Source organism: Paenibacillus sp. Soil522 (assembly GCF_001428245.1).
In the GTDB taxonomy this organism is placed as follows: Bacteria; Bacillota; Bacilli; order Paenibacillales; family Paenibacillaceae; genus Pristimantibacillus.
Window position 1 is genome coordinate 94,191 of record NZ_LMRV01000077.1, and the last position, 17,146, is coordinate 111,336.

Annotated in this window: 18 protein-coding genes; all 18 read left to right on the plus strand. The window is 47.6% G+C overall.

Annotation, left to right across the window (positions count from 1 at the left end):
* Positions 1–73 precede the first annotated feature (73 nt).
* The 18 genes from ASG81_RS23945 (at position 74) to ASG81_RS24025 (ending at position 17,106) form a co-directional block, all read left to right on the plus strand.
* On the plus strand, positions 74–1,750 hold the full coding sequence (locus ASG81_RS23945; RefSeq protein WP_235549012.1) for a histidine kinase N-terminal 7TM domain-containing diguanylate cyclase: 1,677 nt from the start codon (positions 74–76) through the stop codon (positions 1,748–1,750).
* A 121-nt stretch (positions 1,751–1,871) separates the two neighbouring features.
* A complete protein-coding gene (locus ASG81_RS23950; RefSeq protein WP_056640283.1) occupies positions 1,872–2,954 on the plus strand; it encodes an HD-GYP domain-containing protein in 1,083 nt (360 codons plus the stop codon).
* A 101-nt stretch (positions 2,955–3,055) separates the two neighbouring features.
* Entirely contained in the window at positions 3,056–3,409 is a 354-nt protein-coding gene (locus ASG81_RS23955) for a hypothetical protein (RefSeq protein WP_056640285.1), read from the plus strand.
* 154 nt (positions 3,410–3,563) lie between these two features.
* On the plus strand, positions 3,564–4,433 hold the full coding sequence (locus ASG81_RS23960) for a YitT family protein (protein WP_056640288.1): 870 nt from the start codon (positions 3,564–3,566) through the stop codon (positions 4,431–4,433).
* Between the two features lie 57 nt (positions 4,434–4,490).
* On the plus strand, positions 4,491–5,591 hold the full coding sequence (gene thiL / locus ASG81_RS23965; RefSeq protein ID WP_056640651.1) for a thiamine-phosphate kinase: 1,101 nt from the start codon (positions 4,491–4,493) through the stop codon (positions 5,589–5,591).
* 13 nt (positions 5,592–5,604) lie between these two features.
* A complete protein-coding gene (gene tsaE, locus ASG81_RS23970; RefSeq protein WP_056640291.1) occupies positions 5,605–6,093 on the plus strand; it encodes a tRNA (adenosine(37)-N6)-threonylcarbamoyltransferase complex ATPase subunit type 1 TsaE in 489 nt (162 codons plus the stop codon).
* Positions 6,090–6,911, plus strand: coding sequence for a tRNA (adenosine(37)-N6)-threonylcarbamoyltransferase complex dimerization subunit type 1 TsaB (gene tsaB, locus ASG81_RS23975; protein ID WP_056640293.1), 822 nt, complete (start codon positions 6,090–6,092; stop codon positions 6,909–6,911). The genes tsaE and tsaB overlap by 4 nt, the downstream gene beginning before the upstream one ends.
* The gene (gene rimI / locus ASG81_RS23980) at positions 6,908–7,396 is read left to right on the plus strand and encodes a ribosomal protein S18-alanine N-acetyltransferase (RefSeq protein WP_056640295.1); all 489 of its coding nucleotides are present in this window, start codon (positions 6,908–6,910) and stop codon (positions 7,394–7,396) included. Before tsaB ends, rimI begins: the two co-directional genes overlap by 4 nt.
* A gap of 2 nt (positions 7,397–7,398) precedes the next feature.
* Positions 7,399–8,478: a tRNA (adenosine(37)-N6)-threonylcarbamoyltransferase complex transferase subunit TsaD gene (gene tsaD / locus ASG81_RS23985; RefSeq protein WP_442952954.1), complete on the plus strand. Its 1,080-nt coding sequence runs from the start codon at positions 7,399–7,401 to the stop codon at positions 8,476–8,478.
* A 162-nt stretch (positions 8,479–8,640) separates the two neighbouring features.
* The gene (locus ASG81_RS23990; RefSeq protein WP_056640301.1) at positions 8,641–8,850 is read left to right on the plus strand and encodes a hypothetical protein; all 210 of its coding nucleotides are present in this window, start codon (positions 8,641–8,643) and stop codon (positions 8,848–8,850) included.
* A 270-nt stretch (positions 8,851–9,120) separates the two neighbouring features.
* A complete protein-coding gene (locus ASG81_RS23995; protein WP_056640305.1) occupies positions 9,121–9,543 on the plus strand; it encodes a hypothetical protein in 423 nt (140 codons plus the stop codon).
* Positions 9,494–11,059: a 2-isopropylmalate synthase gene (locus ASG81_RS24000; RefSeq protein ID WP_200961598.1), complete on the plus strand. Its 1,566-nt coding sequence runs from the start codon at positions 9,494–9,496 to the stop codon at positions 11,057–11,059. Before ASG81_RS23995 ends, ASG81_RS24000 begins: the two co-directional genes overlap by 50 nt.
* Before the next feature lie 677 nt (positions 11,060–11,736).
* Positions 11,737–12,480, plus strand: coding sequence for an ABC transporter ATP-binding protein (locus ASG81_RS24005; RefSeq protein ID WP_056640308.1), 744 nt, complete (start codon positions 11,737–11,739; stop codon positions 12,478–12,480).
* A gap of 65 nt (positions 12,481–12,545) precedes the next feature.
* Positions 12,546–12,773, plus strand: a complete 228-nt coding sequence (locus ASG81_RS24010) for a hypothetical protein (RefSeq protein WP_056640313.1) — start codon at positions 12,546–12,548, stop codon at positions 12,771–12,773.
* A 47-nt stretch (positions 12,774–12,820) separates the two neighbouring features.
* Positions 12,821–13,750, plus strand: a complete 930-nt coding sequence (locus ASG81_RS24015) for a polyprenyl synthetase family protein (protein WP_056640315.1) — start codon at positions 12,821–12,823, stop codon at positions 13,748–13,750.
* Between the two features lie 127 nt (positions 13,751–13,877).
* Positions 13,878–14,048: a competence pheromone ComX gene (gene comX / locus ASG81_RS31365; RefSeq protein WP_155971860.1), complete on the plus strand. Its 171-nt coding sequence runs from the start codon at positions 13,878–13,880 to the stop codon at positions 14,046–14,048.
* Between the two features lie 33 nt (positions 14,049–14,081).
* Complete coding sequence (locus tag ASG81_RS24020) at positions 14,082–16,478, plus strand: ATP-binding protein (RefSeq protein WP_056640318.1); 2,397 nt, start codon at positions 14,082–14,084, stop codon at positions 16,476–16,478.
* On the plus strand, positions 16,456–17,106 hold the full coding sequence (locus ASG81_RS24025; RefSeq protein ID WP_056640321.1) for a response regulator transcription factor: 651 nt from the start codon (positions 16,456–16,458) through the stop codon (positions 17,104–17,106). Before ASG81_RS24020 ends, ASG81_RS24025 begins: the two co-directional genes overlap by 23 nt.
* Positions 17,107–17,146 lie beyond the last annotated feature (40 nt).

A 17,146-nucleotide genomic window follows, 5' to 3' on the forward strand; every position in this document is an offset into this window, starting at 1 on the left:
GTCGATGCAATTAACATTTGCTACAATGGAAGAAGATGGCTGTCAAATGGATGGGTGAACCGTATTGGAATGGATGATCTGGCTGGACTTTAGTATGTTTCTAGTGCTGCTCGGCTTATTTTTTTACGTGATAGCCTCAAGCACCTTTACGGTACTGCATCGTATTTACCTGTCTCTGCATATTGTGTTTATGGTATGGACACTCTTTCAGTTTGTATCGCAGACAACAACTTCCGCTCTCTATAGACTATTCTACCTTTCGGTCTCTTACACAGGGCTTTCACTGCTTGGAATCGGCTGGTTCGTTTTTGTCGTTTTTCTGACCGGGCAGTCGTATGTGATACGAAAGAGCCGGTTGTTCCTTTTAGCGACGCCTGCGCTTATTTCGGTCGCTGTGGTCATTATTAATCCGAACGGCATGTTTCTTCGGATCAACGAACAGCTTGCTCCGCTGAAGCAGCTTCAGCATGGACCGTTGTACTGGATCATGATTACGCAATTGATCCTGTATATGATCGTCTCGTTTACGATTATGTTTTACAAGCTGCGGGGGGAAAACTCCGTCCGGAAGCGCACATTGATTAAGACGGCGTCAAACGGCATGCTGGTGCTGGTCATATTCTCTATCTCGGATTTGATTATCAACGTATTTATAATCGAGCATTTTAAACAATATATTCCGCTTATTTCGGTTGGAATGGCATTTGCGGCTGTTTATTTAGTGCATGCCATAACGCATAATAAGGTACTCGATATTATACAAACCGTCCAACGGGACGTTATGAATACGATGTCGATGGGCATTATCGTGCTCGATGAGAACGATATTATTATTGAAGTGAACAAAGTGATAAAGCCGATGATCCGGTTTCGGATAGGAGACAAATTTAATCCCGTACTTCTTGGTTCTCAGTTCAAGACGGAGGTTTCTAGAGAGTTTGCAGCTTTTTTTGAAGATCAGCGCATGCGTCCAATGGAAAGGCTCGAAATCGAAATTGCGCTCCATTATGACAATTACCGCCATGTTATCGTTCAGTCCGCTCCCATTCTAAATCATAAGAAAACACTTGTCGGGAGATTGCTCACCTTCCAGGATGTAACGGAGCTTAGATTGCTGGTGGAAGAAACGAACAATCAGAACGAACTGCTGCAGGATCGGAACCGCGATTTGCTTATTATGCAGGACGAGCTGTTTCAAGCGAATAAGAAGCTGGAGAATATGGCGATTACCGATGGTCTGACAGGCTGCTTTAACCGCCGTTATTTGCTGCATCAATTGGAGCAAGAAGTCGTGACTAACATTCGTTACGGCATTCCCTTCTCTATTTTTTTATTTGATCTCGATCATTTCAAATCTATCAATGATAATTACGGTCATTTAGTAGGCGATGAAGTGCTTTGCAGCACGGTGGACGCGGTACGGGGCTCACTGCGGTTTACGGATATTTTGGCGCGCTATGGCGGAGAAGAGTTTACGGTGTATTTGCCGCACACGAACCGGGATCATGCTGCTCAAATTGCCGAGAGGCTTAAGGAAGCCGTAGAGCAGAATCAGGTGAATACGGGGCTTGGGGAGCAAACGATATCGGTTACGATAAGCATGGGCGTGATCTCGATCGAGCATTTTGAGCCTTCTGATCTTGCGGATCCGAAAGCTTTTTTGCGGGAACTGCTCGCTGAGGCGGATGCGGCACTCTATGAAGCGAAATACAGCGGCCGTAATCGGATTGTCAAACGAAAATTAGCCTAAAAGCCTGAATGATCAGGCTTTTTTTTTAATGCTCCTTGCATAGTCAGTCCGAGATAGTTCTGATAAAATAGAAGCTATCCGGTTACTAGCGCTATAATTATCGAAAGCGGGAACTAATCTCATGAGAAAAGTACAAATTGGAATGGTCAAGCCGGGTGACAAAGTGGGAAAACCCATTTTTCAAGAAAACGGCCACGTGCTCCTGGGAGAAGGGGTTGAGCTAAATGATCGTTACATCGATCGATTGCGCAACTTGGGCATCGATTTTTTGTTCATAGAGGACGGATTGACTGCGGATTTGATTCCAGAGGATACAATCCGGGAAGAAACCCGTAAGCAAGCGGTCGATACCATTTATAAGACGATGAACGCCTTCAAAGACCAGACGGTAACGAAGGGACGAACGATCGCGCCTGATATGGGCCGGAATTTCCGAGCGGTATTCGGGCAAATCATGCAGGACTTGGCGACAAGACCTAATATGCTCGTCAATTTAACGAGCATTCATGCTAAGGACGCCTATTTGTTTCAGCATTCCTTTAATGTGGCGGTGCTCGCAGGGATTATGGGCATAGCGAAGGGCTTTAACCGCAACCAACTGGAAGATCTCGGAATCGGAGCGCTTCTCTTCGATATCGGGATGACCAAGGTGCCTGCAAAGCTGCTTACTCACCCGGGCGGCTTATCGGCAGATGAACGTGCAATCGTTGGAAACCATACCAAGGAAGGATTCGATATATTACGTAAGTATCATGATATATCTATCGTTTCTGCTCACTGCGCGCTGCAGCATCACGAACGCTTTAACGGATCAGGCTACCCGCGAGGGCTTAAGGAAAATGAGATACATATGTATGCCCAAATCGTTGGTTTAGCGGATACATTTGATGCGTTAACCTCGCCAAGACCGCACCGGAAGCGTTATACGGCGAGTGAAGCAATCGAGTTTCTGTTCGCTGCCGGCGGGACCTTTTTTGATCTGGAGCTCATTAAGCTCTTTTGTCGACATATATCAATTTATCCGATTTCCACCTCGCTCCTGCTCAGTAACGGTCAGGTCGGCGTCGTATCGGAAAATAACGAGCTGGCCGTCCATCGTCCCCGCGTCCGCATCATTATGGAACCGGATGGAACTCAGCCCGCGTCGCCGTATGAGATCGAGCTAAAGGACGAGCTTTTTATCACTATAGTAAAAGAGCTGTAGCAACGCTTTGCTAGAAATAGTTGCAATAAGCATAGGAGCTTAACCATACCGCGCCGCTTTCTCTCGCATATTCTAATAGAAATGCAGGAGGGAGTGACGGCATGGCGCATCAGGTCAAACCGCCAATTTTTGGTCCTAAGACTACTAACCATTATCTGCTTAAGAGAACGAAGGCCTCCAAGCTGCAAAGCGGTCCGACATTTAATCGGTTGACCGTATTGTGGGTAGACAGCAATGGGGTTCCTTTCAATTCGGCAGGCTTTAACGCGGCATTGTTTAGAGGCAGCGAGCTTGTTCAGACTGCAGTTTTCGATCGTTTTGGCGCCGTATTTTTCAGTCTGATACCGACTTTAACGACTGTGAATTATACGATTCAGGTGTATGACAGCTTTGGCAGAGTGTATCGTACCAAAACGATTCCGGCAGGCGTAGAAGCTTTCTCGGTAATCGGTTAATCAAACAATAGGAGAAATCTTCCAAATTGGCGGCTGTTTTGCTGCTGAAATGGCAGGTTTCTTTTTTTGCAATAATGGCAGACTTGCTTTCTATCTGATAGCGATTAAGGTAAAATAATGAGAAATAGAGCGAGTAGGGGATGTGCATTCAATTATGGGAACCTTACAGCACCACAAGCTATCGAAGCTCGAAGTACTGCGAAGAGTGCTTTTTATTACACTCGGCGCGGTGCTCGTATCGGTTGGACTGGAAATTTTTCTTGTGCCAAATCACATTATTGATGGTGGTATTGTCGGCATATCGATTATGGCTTCCCACTTATCTTCCTTGCCGCTCGGCCTCTTTCTATTTCTATTAAATCTTCCTTTTTTGTTTCTCGGCTATAAGCAAATCGGCAAAACGTTCGCCCTGTCGACGCTGTATGGCGTATCGGTTATGTCGGTTGGAACGTTTCTGCTTCATCCGGTGCCTCCCCTTACGGTAGAGCCTTTTTTGGCCTCTATTTTTGGCGGTGTCATTTTGGGTATTGGCGTAGGGATGGTAATCCGATTCGGAGGCTCGCTCGACGGTACCGAAATTATTGCGATTTTGTTTAACAAGCGGCTCCCGTTCTCGGTAGGCGAGACGGTTATGTTTTTTAACTTATTCATACTCGGCAGCGCAGGTTTCGTGTTCGGCTGGGATCGGGCGATGTATTCGCTTATCGCGTATTACATCGCGTTCAAAATGATTGACATCACGATCGAGGGCTTCGATGAATCGAAGGCAGTCTGGATCATTAGCGACGAAGCGAAGGAAATCGGCGCAGCTATTATGAGCCGGCTTGGCCGCGGTGTCACTTATTTACACGGTGAAGGCGGCTTTACGGGGGGCAGCAAACGCGTTATTTTCTGCGTGATTACGCGGCTTGAGGAAGCGAAGATGAAGTCGATCGTTCATGAGCTCGACCCCGTGGCGTTTCTCGCAGTCGGCAACATTCACGATGTGAAGGGCGGACGGTTTAAGAAACGGGATATTCACTAATGATGATAGTAGGAGATGCTCGTTTATGGACAGCGAGCGGCCGATAATGGCTTTGGGATGAAGGAGATCAGCGTTTTGGATGAGTTTGAGAGAATTGGGCATTGGACGGCGGGCAGGCAAGAAGGCGAGTGGCAGCGGCAGCGCGGCGTTGTCGTCGGGATAGGCGATGATGCCGCCGTGGTTGATCCAGCCGCGGCTGCGGATGGCGTAGCCTCGCCGAAGCGGCTGCTGCTGGCGGTCGACACGATGGTGGAGACCGTCCACTTTAAGCAGTCGACGATGCGGGACGAGGATGTCGGCTATAAGGCGCTTGCCGCCAACATTAGCGATATTGCCGCGATGGGTGGCGTGCCCTTGCATGCGCTCGTCTCGGTCAGCGTGCCGCCCGCATTTACACCGGAGCGGATGCGGAGGTTGTACGATGGGCTGTACGAATGCGCCGAGCGCTATGGGGTTGCTATTGCGGGAGGCGATACGACGTCGGCGCCGGAGCATCTGGTTGTCGCCATAACGGTGACGGGAACCGTTGAGGCGGGGCGCGAGCTGCTCCGCTCGGGAGCTAAGCCGGGCGATGCCGTGTTTGTGACCGGCGCCGTAGGCATGTCGGCGGCGGGATTGCATGCGCTGCTTGCCAAGGAGGCCCGAGGGGGAGCGGCGGATCTTCCGCCCTTGCAGGAGCTTGCGGCGCTTGTGCAGGCGCATCAGCGGCCAAGTCCATCGGTGCGGGCAGGCCGGCTTCTGCTTGAGCGGGGAAGCTGCCGCTCGCTTAATGATGTTAGCGATGGGCTTGCGAGCGAATTGTGGGAAATTGCGGAAGCATCAGGGCTGCGTCTTGTCATTAGAGAGAAGCATTTGCCGAAGAGCGGCAGCATGGCGGCTTACGCATCAAGCACAGGCGTTGATCCGCTGGAATGGATGCTTTACGGCGGAGAGGATTACGTATTGCTGGGCACGATGCCTTCTGAGGAAGCTGATGCGATGCGGGTTGTTTTTCAGGAGGAGGGCATTCCTTTTTTTATAATCGGGGAAGCCGAAGCGGGTGAGCCCGCAGTAGAGCTCATACGCCAAGTTCAGGCTATTGAAGGAAGCGGATCGCAGTCCAGGTCCGCGAAGCGAGTTAAGCTTAAAAAGCGCGGATACAATCATTTTTCGTCATGAACGGGTGAATAGCATGCAACAACAGGTAGGCCATGCCATTTGGCTGGCGCAAACGGAGCAGGATACAATCGCCTTGGCCAAGCAGCTTGCTGCATGGGTAAAGCCGGGCGCGCTGCTCGCGTTAGACGGCGATCTCGGCGCAGGCAAAACGAGATTTTCTCAGGCCTTTGCCGAAGCCATTGGCGTGAAAGGCATTGTGAATAGTCCAACATTCACGATTATAAAAGAATACGAAGGGGAGCAGCTTCCCTTTTATCATATGGATGTTTACAGGCTGTCGCTGGAGGAAGCGGACGAGCTTGGTTTGGATGATTATTTTTATGGCGATGGGGTAACGATCGTGGAATGGGCAAGCTTGATAAAAGAGCTGCTGCCAAACGAGCGATTGGAGCTGTATATCGAGCATCTTGGCGATGAATCGCGGCGCATTCAATTGACCGGCTGCGGAGAGATTTATGCTGGCTGGTGCGAAGCCGTGAATGAGATAGGAGCGGGCAGATGAGAACGGAGCAGAAGCATCAAGCGGGAGCAATTTTGGCTTTAGATACGTCAACGGCATCTATGGCGGCCGCAATCGTTAGTGGTCATAACGTGCTGGCAGAAATTCAAACGTTAGCGGAAAGAAACCATTCGGTCCATGTCGTGGCGCATATCAAGGAAATGCTGCTCAGCAGCGGCGTTACGGCTGCGGATATCGATGCAATTGCCGTTGGAAATGGACCGGGGTCCTACACGGGCATGCGTATCGCAGTGTCCGTGGGCAAGACGCTGGCATGGGTGTGGAACAAGCCGCTGGTCGGCGTATCCAGCCTGGAGGCGCTTGCTTACGGTGCTTGGCATCAAGCTTTAGGCACGGCGGAGGCGGGGATGACGAAATCTCTTGAAGGCGGGCACTGGGTGCTGCCGATTATGGATGCTAGACGCGGGCAAGTTTACTCGTCCGGCTTCACGATGACGAATAAGGAAGAATGGAGCCGTTGGTCGGATGATGGCGTGCGGCTTATGAAGGACTTTATAGATCAGCTGGAGCAGCGATTAGCAAGTCAGCCGCCGGGAGCCGTTCGGAGCATTTCGCTAGTAGGGGATTTGTCGCTTCACGAACAGGGCGCGCAGCGTTTGCAGCAGATCGGCGATTCGGCGGGCGTGATCGTCCGGCTGCAGCCATTTATCCAAGAGGGCAAATGGATTGCAAGTCTTGGCCGTTCAAGATTGGAGGCAGGACTGACCGAAGACCCGCATACTTTTATTCCTAACTACACTCAGCTTACCGAAGCTGAAGTCGTATGGAAGGCGAAGCAGGAAGGTGAAGCGAAGGTATGAATATAGACGTAAATAAGCTTATTTTTCGTGCGATGTCGATGGCTGATATTTTTGCAATCGTTGCTATCGAGGAAGAAGCGTTTTCGAGTCCTTGGACGGTGGAAGCGTTCACGAATGAGCTGATGAACAACTTATTTGCCAAATATATGATTATGGAATACGAAGGCCAAATTATCGGTTATGGCGGTATGTGGGTTATTATGGACGAGGCGCATGTGACGAATATTGCGGTTCGGTCGGATGTGCGGGGACAAGGGCTGGGCAGCTACCTGCTAATGGAGCTGCAGCGGACTGCGGTTTTTTTTGGCGCAGTCAAAATGACGCTCGAGGTACGTCCATCCAACGAAATTGCTCAGCGGCTTTACCGGAAATACGGCTTTGAGCCATCCGGGATTCGTCCTCGTTACTACTCGGATAACAATGAAGACGCGCTTATTATGTGGGCTGAGCTTGATCATGAGCGGTTGAAGGCAGGGGAGCAATGAACGTGAGTCAATCAGAACAGGCAGCTAACACAGAGCGATCGAACGCTATTATTTTGGCTGTGGAGACAAGCTGCGACGAGACATCGGCAGCCGTTATTCGCGGAGGCAAGCATATATTATCAAACGTTGTATCTAGTCAAATTGAGATTCATGAGCGTTTCGGGGGCGTCGTGCCGGAAATTGCTTCGCGTAAGCATGTGGAGTCGATTACGCTGATCATCGAGCAGGCTGTAAAAGAATCAGGCCTTACATTGAAGGATATGTCGGCCATTGCAGTAACGCAGGGCCCCGGACTCGTAGGCGCATTGCTCGTAGGTGTCGTAGCTGCCAAAAGCCTGTCCATGGCGCTGGATATTCCGTTGATCGGCACGCATCATATTGCGGGACATATTTATGCGAACGAGCTTGTGCATGACATCGTATATCCTTGTATGGCGCTAGTCGTATCCGGCGGTCATACGGAATTGGTGCTGCTTGCGAGCGAAGGGGAATTCCGCGTCGTAGGCCGGACAAGAGATGACGCAGTCGGTGAAGCATACGACAAAGTTGCACGTGCGCTTCATTTGCCGTACCCGGGAGGACCGCATATCGACAAGCTCGCGGTCGAAGCGGAGGAATCCATTACTTTGCCTCGTTCATGGCTGGAGGCGGATAGCTACGACTTTAGCTTCAGCGGCTTGAAATCGGCCGTGCTTGCGGTTATTAACCAGACGAGAATGAAGGGTCAGGTGCTAAATGAGGCGGCTTTGGCCCGCGGTTTTCAGGAGTCGGTTACCGAGGTGCTCGTTACGAAAGCACTGCGCGCTGTTCGAGAGTTCGGCGCGAAGCAGCTGATTCTGTGCGGTGGAGTAGCCGCTAACCGGGGCTTGAGAGCAGCTTTAACGGTCCGCTGCGAGTCAGAACGGGTGCCGCTGCTTATTCCGCCGAATTCGCTCTGCACGGATAATGCCGCAATGATTGGTGCGGCAGCCTATCTTAAGCTGAAGCGCTCACAATTTACCGATCTCGACATGAAAGCGGACCCTGGTTTTTCGCTGGAGAGCTGGTCAGTAAGTAATATGCCCCTTCCAAGCGGCAAATAGCGGTCCATTTACTGCTAAATAACAAGGTGCACATCTTTATTCTGGAAAAAAATTCGGAAATTAGTTGGTAATTGAATTGACAGACTATTTCCATGAGCATATAATAGGCAACAATACTTCAAGTTCATACTTTTTAAACGCAAGGAACAGGAATAGTAAAGCTTGTCCGGGATTGTCGGCAGCGCGGATGTGAGTGAGTCTCATTCATACGTCGCTGTAACACAGAGAGCTGCGGGGTGGTGCAACGCAGTCGAAGGATGCTTGAAGCTCGCCTGGGAGCGGAACAGTGGAAACGATGGCGGCATTTTTCAAATGCTGATCAGCCATGCAGGTACATTGTTACGGTTAACCGCCGTAATCGGGTGCATGTGAGTCAACATCCGGAGTTGGCCATATGCTTAAGTTGGGCATCCCTGCTCGTTTGCGAACGTATGGGTGTCAACAAGGGTGGTACCGCGCGGGTCTATTATAGCCTGTCGTCTCTTGATTCAAGAGACGACAGGCTTTTCTTGTTGACTTGGAAGTGAATGATATGACCTTTAGACAAATAGCAAAAAACAACATAGAGTGGAAACGCTATGAACAGGAGCAGTAGAACAATAGGCTGGCAAAGCGAATTTCGAGGATGCTCATTGTAAATCAATGAGAAAATCGAAATCGTACAGAGAGCTGCGGGGTGGTGCGACGCAGTCGAAGCTGAGGTTTGAATCTCGCCTGGGAGCGGAACAGTGGAAACAGGTTGTTTTGTTACAGCCGGCGCCTACACTGTTACGGCCAGCCGCCGTCATCGGGCATTTAAGCGGGCTCGGATCCCCGCAGCAAGCAGCAAGGCTGCCTTTTTGGAGGCGGCTTCGCCAAGCTTCTGCGGCAAGGACCGGTCAATTAGAGTGGTACCACGGCAGCGTAAAGCTCGTCGTCTCTTACAAGGAGATGACGAGCTTTTTTTGTACAAATTTAAGAGCGTATAAATTTAACCCTTTTATGATAACCAACCAACCTTTAGGAGGCTATATCCATGACAAACGAATTGAAAAAAATCCAAATTTTCGATACGACGCTGCGTGATGGCGAGCAATCGCCCGGCGCTTCCATCGATCCGGAACGTAAAATCATTATTGCCCGCCAGCTTGGCAAGCTGGGAATAGATGTCATTGAGCCCGGCTTTGCGGTGTCGAGTCCTGGCGAATTTGCAGCCATACAGCAAATTTCCCGCGAGCTGCAGCATGTTGAGATCGCCGGTTTTGCAAGAGCGGTAAAGCTGGATATCGACGCTGCCGTTAAAGCGACGCAGGATGCGGCTCGAAGACGGCTTCACTTATTCATCTCCTCGTCGGACATTCATCTTAACCATCAGCTGCGCAAATCACGTGACGAGGTTGTTAAGATTGCCCGGGATATGGTCGCCTACGGCAAGCAATTCGTTGATGAAATTGAATTTTCTGCGATGGATTCCACGCGATCAGGCAGAGATTTTGTTATCCAGCTCGTAGAGGCGGTAATTGCCGAAGGAGCGACAATTATTAATCTGCCCGATACACTGGGATACGCGATGCCCGAGGAGATGAGCGAGCTGTTCCGCGCTGTTCGGACACAGGCTAGAGGCGGCGACCTTGTAAGATACAGCGCGCATTGCCATAATGACCTTGGCCTTGCGGTAGCCAACAGCATTGCAGCCATCCATGCGGGCGCTACGCAGATTGAAGTAACCGTAAACGGAATCGGCGAGAGAGCGGGCAACTGTTCCTTGGAAGAGCTGGTTATGGCGCTTGAAACGCGTAAGGACGCGATTCAAGCGGAAACGAACATTCAAATTGGAGAGATTTACGAAACGTCACGAATGGTCAGCCGCGCTATGAACTTCCCTATCGCTTATAATAAGCCGATCGTTGGACGCAATGCGTTTCAACATGAATCGGGCATCCATCAGGACGGCCTGCTGAAAAACCGCAATACGTATGAAATCATGGATCCGGAATCAATGGGTATCTCGCGGAACATGATTATTCTAGGCAAGCATTCCGGTCGCCATGCTATTAAGCATCGCCTTTCTGAATTCGGCATCGAGATGTCCGATGCTCAAATGCAGGATGTGTATGAGAAGTTCAAGGAAACGGCGGATGCTCAAAAAATTGTCACTGACGATGAGCTGATTCGTATTGCCGGCGAGCTGACACAGACGCAGCCAGATCCATACGTGCTGGTTGATCTGCATGTTCATGCCGGAACGCAGCGTTCGCGCACGGCAACGGTAACGATTCGTGAAAATGAGCGTGGATCGGAGCAGACGTATATTGCGATGGGAGCAGGCCCGCTTGAGGCTGTTATCCATGCGATCCAGCAAGCGATTCCGGTTGCAGCCGAGTTCGAGGATCTGGAGCTGCATTCTTTATCAACAGGCGAGGACGCTTATGGGGAAGCAGTTGTCAGCATTGTGCACAAGCAGCAGCGCTTCCGCGGCACCTCCATCCATAACGACATCGTACTTGCAGCGGCGCAGGCCTATGTCGCAGCATGCAATCAAGCGGTTATGACAACGGGAAGCAGAAATGTTGATGCTAGCCCAAGTAGGGCGGCTAACTGACAGAACTAAGATTAATTCGAAATAACCTTCAAGGGAGAGGTTGTTTTTGAACAAAATCATTCAATATTACAATCAATTTGATGAATGGGGGCGTCTCGAAAGAGCGCTCCTTGAATTTATCGTGAATTGGCAGCAAAATAAACATTATTTTTTCCAAAATTAGTGTTGTGCACAAAGTTATCCACAATCGGGTACGTTTCTGTGTATAAAACGATGAAAAGCCCGAAAATACTGGATTTACTAAAGCTAAACAATGTGAGCGAAAAGGGGATATTTTTTTCATGATGTGAATGTGGATAATGTGCATAACGTGGATAAAATTTTAAAAACGTATGAGTTTGTACCTATAAAACGACGAAATCCGCGAAAATACTACTGTAATACTCCTGTACTATCGACAGAATTAACTAACAATTTATACAGAGTTGTTGATATCTTTGTGGATAACTGTGGATAGCCCATTTTTCGAAAAAGTGGAATTAAGACTAAGGTTTTCCTTCCGTTTTGCGCTTTCATTGCGGTCACGCAAAAATTTTGCGTGAAATACCAGATAGGTTTTCGGTGAAAAAATAAGTGTTATGCGTTATCGTGAAACTATGACGCATTTTAAACATAAAACTCACCTTAAATCAAATAGCTCTCGCAATTTCTAAGTGTGAATGGAGGTTAACCAAGGGATGGATAAGCAAACGATCATTCAGGTAAGTTCGGTCAGCAAGTACTATGGTGCGAATAAGGCAGTGGATCGAGTATCCTTCAAAGTAAATGAAGGAGAAATTTTCGGCATTATCGGCACACACGGCGCTGGAAAGACGACGCTGCTTGAAATGCTAATGGGCATTCGTATGCCAGACCAAGGCAGCATCCGGATATACGGTCATGATGTGGTGCTTGAAGCAGAACGGTTGAAGGAAGACATCGGAATCCATCTGCAAAGCACGTCTTTGGTCGATAAAATGAATGTTCGAGAGGCAATGGAGCTTTTTCAAGGCTTCTATAAACGGAAATCTGATTTAGACCGTATCATTGAACAGTTCGGACTTAGCCAGTATTCGGATAGATTAGTAAAGCGTCTATCAGGCGGTTGGAGACAACGCACGGCATTAGCGATCGCATTAGTAAATGACCCGAAAATTATATTTTTGGATGAGCCGACAACGGGCCTTGACCCACAAGCCAAAAAGGATTATTGGTCGTTGCTGCAGCTGCTTCAGCAGCAGGGGAAAACAATCGTTGTCGCCTCGCATGATATGGAGGAAATTCAACGTAATTGCAATCGTGTTTGCGTTATGCGTAAGGGAGAATTTATTACTTGCGATAATCCGTCGACGCTGATTGCACAATTGCCGGGCGGCGGTATGACAATGGAAGCCGTTTATATGCATCACGCAGTTGAAATGAATAGGAGTGTTAGCGTATAAGGAGAAGGTGGATTCGGCAGAGACTGATAACTGTATACGTAACCTCAAGGAGGGCTTTTAAGTAAATGGATCATCGCGATTACATCGGAGGTCCGTCACTCGAGCGCAGAAAGCTGTTAGAAAAGAGAATGGAGATGATTGCTAGCTTAATGAATCAATTAAATGAGGGGGAGAATCAGAAGCAAGAGAACCGTTCGGACAAAAAGCGCAAACGCATCGACGACTGCTGCGGCATAATGACACTTAATTGGGTAGGTCAATTAGTAACGGTCCTTCACCGTATGTTCACTTAACGATTTCATAGTATAATAAAATGATTATGATTGTCGGAGGATCGATTGTGAACAATTGCATTCCACTCATTAGTCAACAAATGCGAAAGCAGGTTCAGCGTTTTTTTACAGCTGAACCTCTTGCCCGTTTCGCAGAGCTCTTTATTGAGGACAAGCTGGCTGAATCTATTCGATTTGGGCAGCTGACGGTTATTCACTATCGTATGTTCGGCGGCAAAGGCGATGAAGCGTACAAGGCTGCTGCGGCAGTGGAGCTGTTTATTTTGGCGTCTGATATATTGGACGATTTGCAGGATCAGGACGCTCCGCATAAGCCGTGGATGCAGGCGCCTCAGCCTGTAGCGATTCATGTCGCTTCAGCCATCCTCACGTTGTCGCAGCAAGCGATGTTAGACAGTACGTCAAATGATGAAATTCAAATGGCCCTTCTGAAAATGATGAATGCTAAGCTGCTTCAGGCTGCAAACGGTCAAATGATCGACATTTTGAATGAAATGACGGATGAACAATCCTACTTGGACATGGTTAAGCAAAAATCAGCGGCGCTGCTGCAGTTCGCTTGCATGGCCGGCGTCATACTGGCAGGCCAGCCATGGAATAACGTAGTTGCGGAATACGCGACTGAGATAGGAATAGCGGCCCAAATTCAAAATGACCTCCGTGATTTACTGCGTTGGGATGACAAAAGTGACTTCCTGAAGCGGAAACGCACCCTGCTTACCATGTATTTACTCGAGGGAGATGCGGAAGAGGATCAATGGATTAAAGCTTATTTTCAAGGAAATATATCTGCTGAAGACATTGCGCCAAAGCGCGAGCTTTTTCTCGAAACATGCGAAAGGACCGGCACTATTTTATATGGTTCTGTCATGAGCAGGATGCACTACAATCGGTTTGAGGAATTACTAGACTCTATTCAGGAAATAAGTCCTTGGAAATCGACATTTCTGCAGATAATAAACCAAAAAAATGCATAATAACAAATCACGCAAAAGTCATTTCGGTAAATACCAATCACTTTTGCGTTTATTGTCGATTCGTTTCCTGTTATAGTAGATACGTGTACCAATAATACTATTTTAGTAGAGAAGCGGAGGAGTTTGAATGTTAAAAGAAACGATTCGTCAATTGGTAAGCAGCACAGAAAAAATGTCCATGACCATGGGTGGTCAAATGCAGCTAGCAGGTGTTTCCGCAGCAGAACAAAAAGCTCTTCTTGGTGAGCTAAAGCAAAAAAACGAGAAAAATAGCGGTTACGCTTATATGTGGAGCTAATGATTTGATTAAGTTTGAAGGGAAGAGGACAGCATGAAACTTACACTATGGAACCGCATTATTGCAACCCTCTTCCTAGCATTATTTCTTACGTCGTTATTCTACTTGACCTCAGTTATAGTAAGAATTCCGTCGATAGGTGCCGTTCTGATTAAGGAATCGGGCGATCGGTATATGGTTAAATCGATAGAACCGGCGGGTCAGGCAGAGTTAAAGGGAATCCAGATAGGCGACCAAATACTAGAAGTAAACGGTAAACCCGTAAGAGAATTTCGAAATGTAAAAAAATATAATTCGATCGAGTACGCTGATCATGTTCTTATTCTGCATAAAGACAATGTTCAGCAAAAGATAGCCTTTCCTAAAGGCTGGGCAGGTGATCATTCGCTATGGGAACTATTGATTCAATTGTACATCCCGGGTATATCACTTGTTATTTTTTGTGCTTTCTCAGGATTTCTGTATGTGAAGCGCAGAAACGACAAAGCCGCAATTATGCTCATTCTATTTTTTATTTCAATCGGGATTAGTTATTATAGCTCGGCTGCTTCCTATCGAAGCGATCCTGTAGGAATCACAATTATTTATCTTGTATTGCCGGCTATACCATTGTTGTTCATGAGTTTCATGAATAGCTATTTGCAAAGATTTGACGTTCATTTTATTGGCAAGGGGTTATTACGAACGCTATTCGGAGTAGTTGGGATAGTGGGAGCTGCTAGCTTGCTCTACATTTGGACTAATTTATTTTCCATTGAAGTGTATAGCTACATTGAGATGGCCTTTAGCGGTATTGTGCTTTTAGGCAATTTAGTGTGCGTATTAATGCTTGTACGCAAGTTTTTTAAACATCGGCATACGAAATTACATTCATTGTTTACGATTACTTTAATTTCGCATCTCGTTGCATTTACACCATTTGCAGCATTGAATTTGCTTCCTCAAATTATAGGGCAAAGCCAAATTTTGCCTGCTGCGTTTACAGCGCTTTTCCTGTTCATTCTGCCAATCGTCTATTTTTATCTTTCAACCTCAAATCAATTGTTTGATATCGATTTTATTTTAACGAGATTCAAATACTATACAGCGCTTGCCTTGGTTCCATCGATTATTGTGTCAGCACTTGTAGCGTTTGTAATGCTAGGGGAGAAAGGTCCGTCATGGTCCGCATGGTTTGGCGTGTTTTTTGTCATTTACATCGGAATGACGTTGTTTTTATATGCGAAGGAACAAATTGATCAGCGCTTTAGACCTAAGCTTTTTAAGGCGATGTACAGCTACCAGGATAGTCTTGACCGCTTCTCGCGTAAAGTTGCCAGAGTGATGAAGCAGACAGATTTGGAAGCAGTCCTTAAACAAGAAATATCAGAGCTCCTGCCGGTTAAACGAATTACTTTTTTACTAGTGGAGCAATCGGAGAACACGGTATATCCGATGGGAGAGCATCCCGAGGAGCTCATCACCGCGGAATTTTTGCTGGGAACAGTAAATTCCTTGCAGGTTGGCGAGTTAATCGAACTGCCTTACGGGTTGGGCCTTGTTATAGGCAGGCAGCGGTCAAGGTACCATATATTATGGATCGGTATGAAAACGAACCACACCCGCTTTAACTCTGACGAGATTCGTTGGTTAAAGACGATGTCGAACTATGCCAGCATCGTATTTGAAAACCTATACTTAATCGAGGGATTAATCGAGGATCTGGAGTCTGAAGTTCGCAAAGAGCATTCTACCTCGCCATGGGTGCTGCGTCTTCTGTTCTGCCTATCTGAGAACGAGAGAAGAAAGCTTGCCGCGGATTTGCATGACTCAGCGCTGCAGGATCAGCTACTCTGGTACCGTAAGCTGGAAGCTATCATGATGGATTATCCGATTTCCGATAAACTTGGACACGAGCTAGAGGACATAAAGGAAGGACTCCTTGACGTCATCCATCAAATACGTGAAACCTGCAACGAGCTGCGTCCACCGCTGTTGAAAGAGATGGGCGTAGTTGAGGCGGTTGAATCTATTATCGAGCATACTCAGATGCGCGTGAACTTTGCCGTCGATTTCCGTGCAAAATCATTTAATCGACCGCTCAATGAGGAGCAAATCACGGCCATTTACCGTATCGTACAAGAATTACTCCGCAATGCGGACAAGCATTCGCACGCAAAATTAGTTATTCTCGAGCTTGAACTACGCAAAGGAACTATATATTTCCGATATCAAGATGATGGTGTCGGTATGGATGTCAATCAAATGATTGTTTCTTTTGAGCATATGGGCTTGTCAGGCATTAAAGAGCGGGTGACGGGTCTTGAAGGAGACATATCATTTTATTCAGAGCGCGGTAACGGCCTAGAGGTTGTTATTTTGTTGCCAGAAATCATGACAACCGGCAGATCGGAGAGGGGTATATCGCGTGATTCGTATCTTATTAGTTGATGACCATCCTTCCGTTGGGGAAGGGACAAAAAATATGATAGAGCAAGATTCCGAGATGTCGGTATCGGTCGTTTTATCCGCTATTGAAGCTCTGGATATCGTACAAATCGACCATTTCGATCTCATATTATGTGATCTGAATATGCCAGGCATTAGCGGATTAGAATTAACGAAGCGTCTCATTCAACAGGATCCCGAGCGCAAGGTTATTATTTATTCCGGCTACGAGATTGGTTCGCATTTTAATTTGCTCATCGAGTCGGGTGTTTCCGGTTTTATATCAAAGACGGTATCCAGGGAACAGCTGCATAATGCGATCAGGTGTGCGATGAGAGGGGAATCGGTTATTCCCATCTCACTATTAAAGCAGCTTAGGCGTCATGAGGTAACGATTGGGCGTTCGGAAGTAACCATTGAGGATGTATCGATCAACGAGAAAGAGCAAACGATTTTGCATGAGGTAGCAACTGGCGTTAGCAATAAGGAGCTGGCTGTCATGCTGCATGTGAGCCAGAGAAACGTGGAATATCAGTTATCGCGTATTTTCGATAAATTAAATGTCCGTTCTCGCTCGGAAGCGATAAAAGAGGCTCAGCGTTTAGGCTTGATAAGCTTAGAACAATATTAGTCGCAAAATATTAGATTCGGGATGCTTCATTCCTTTCATT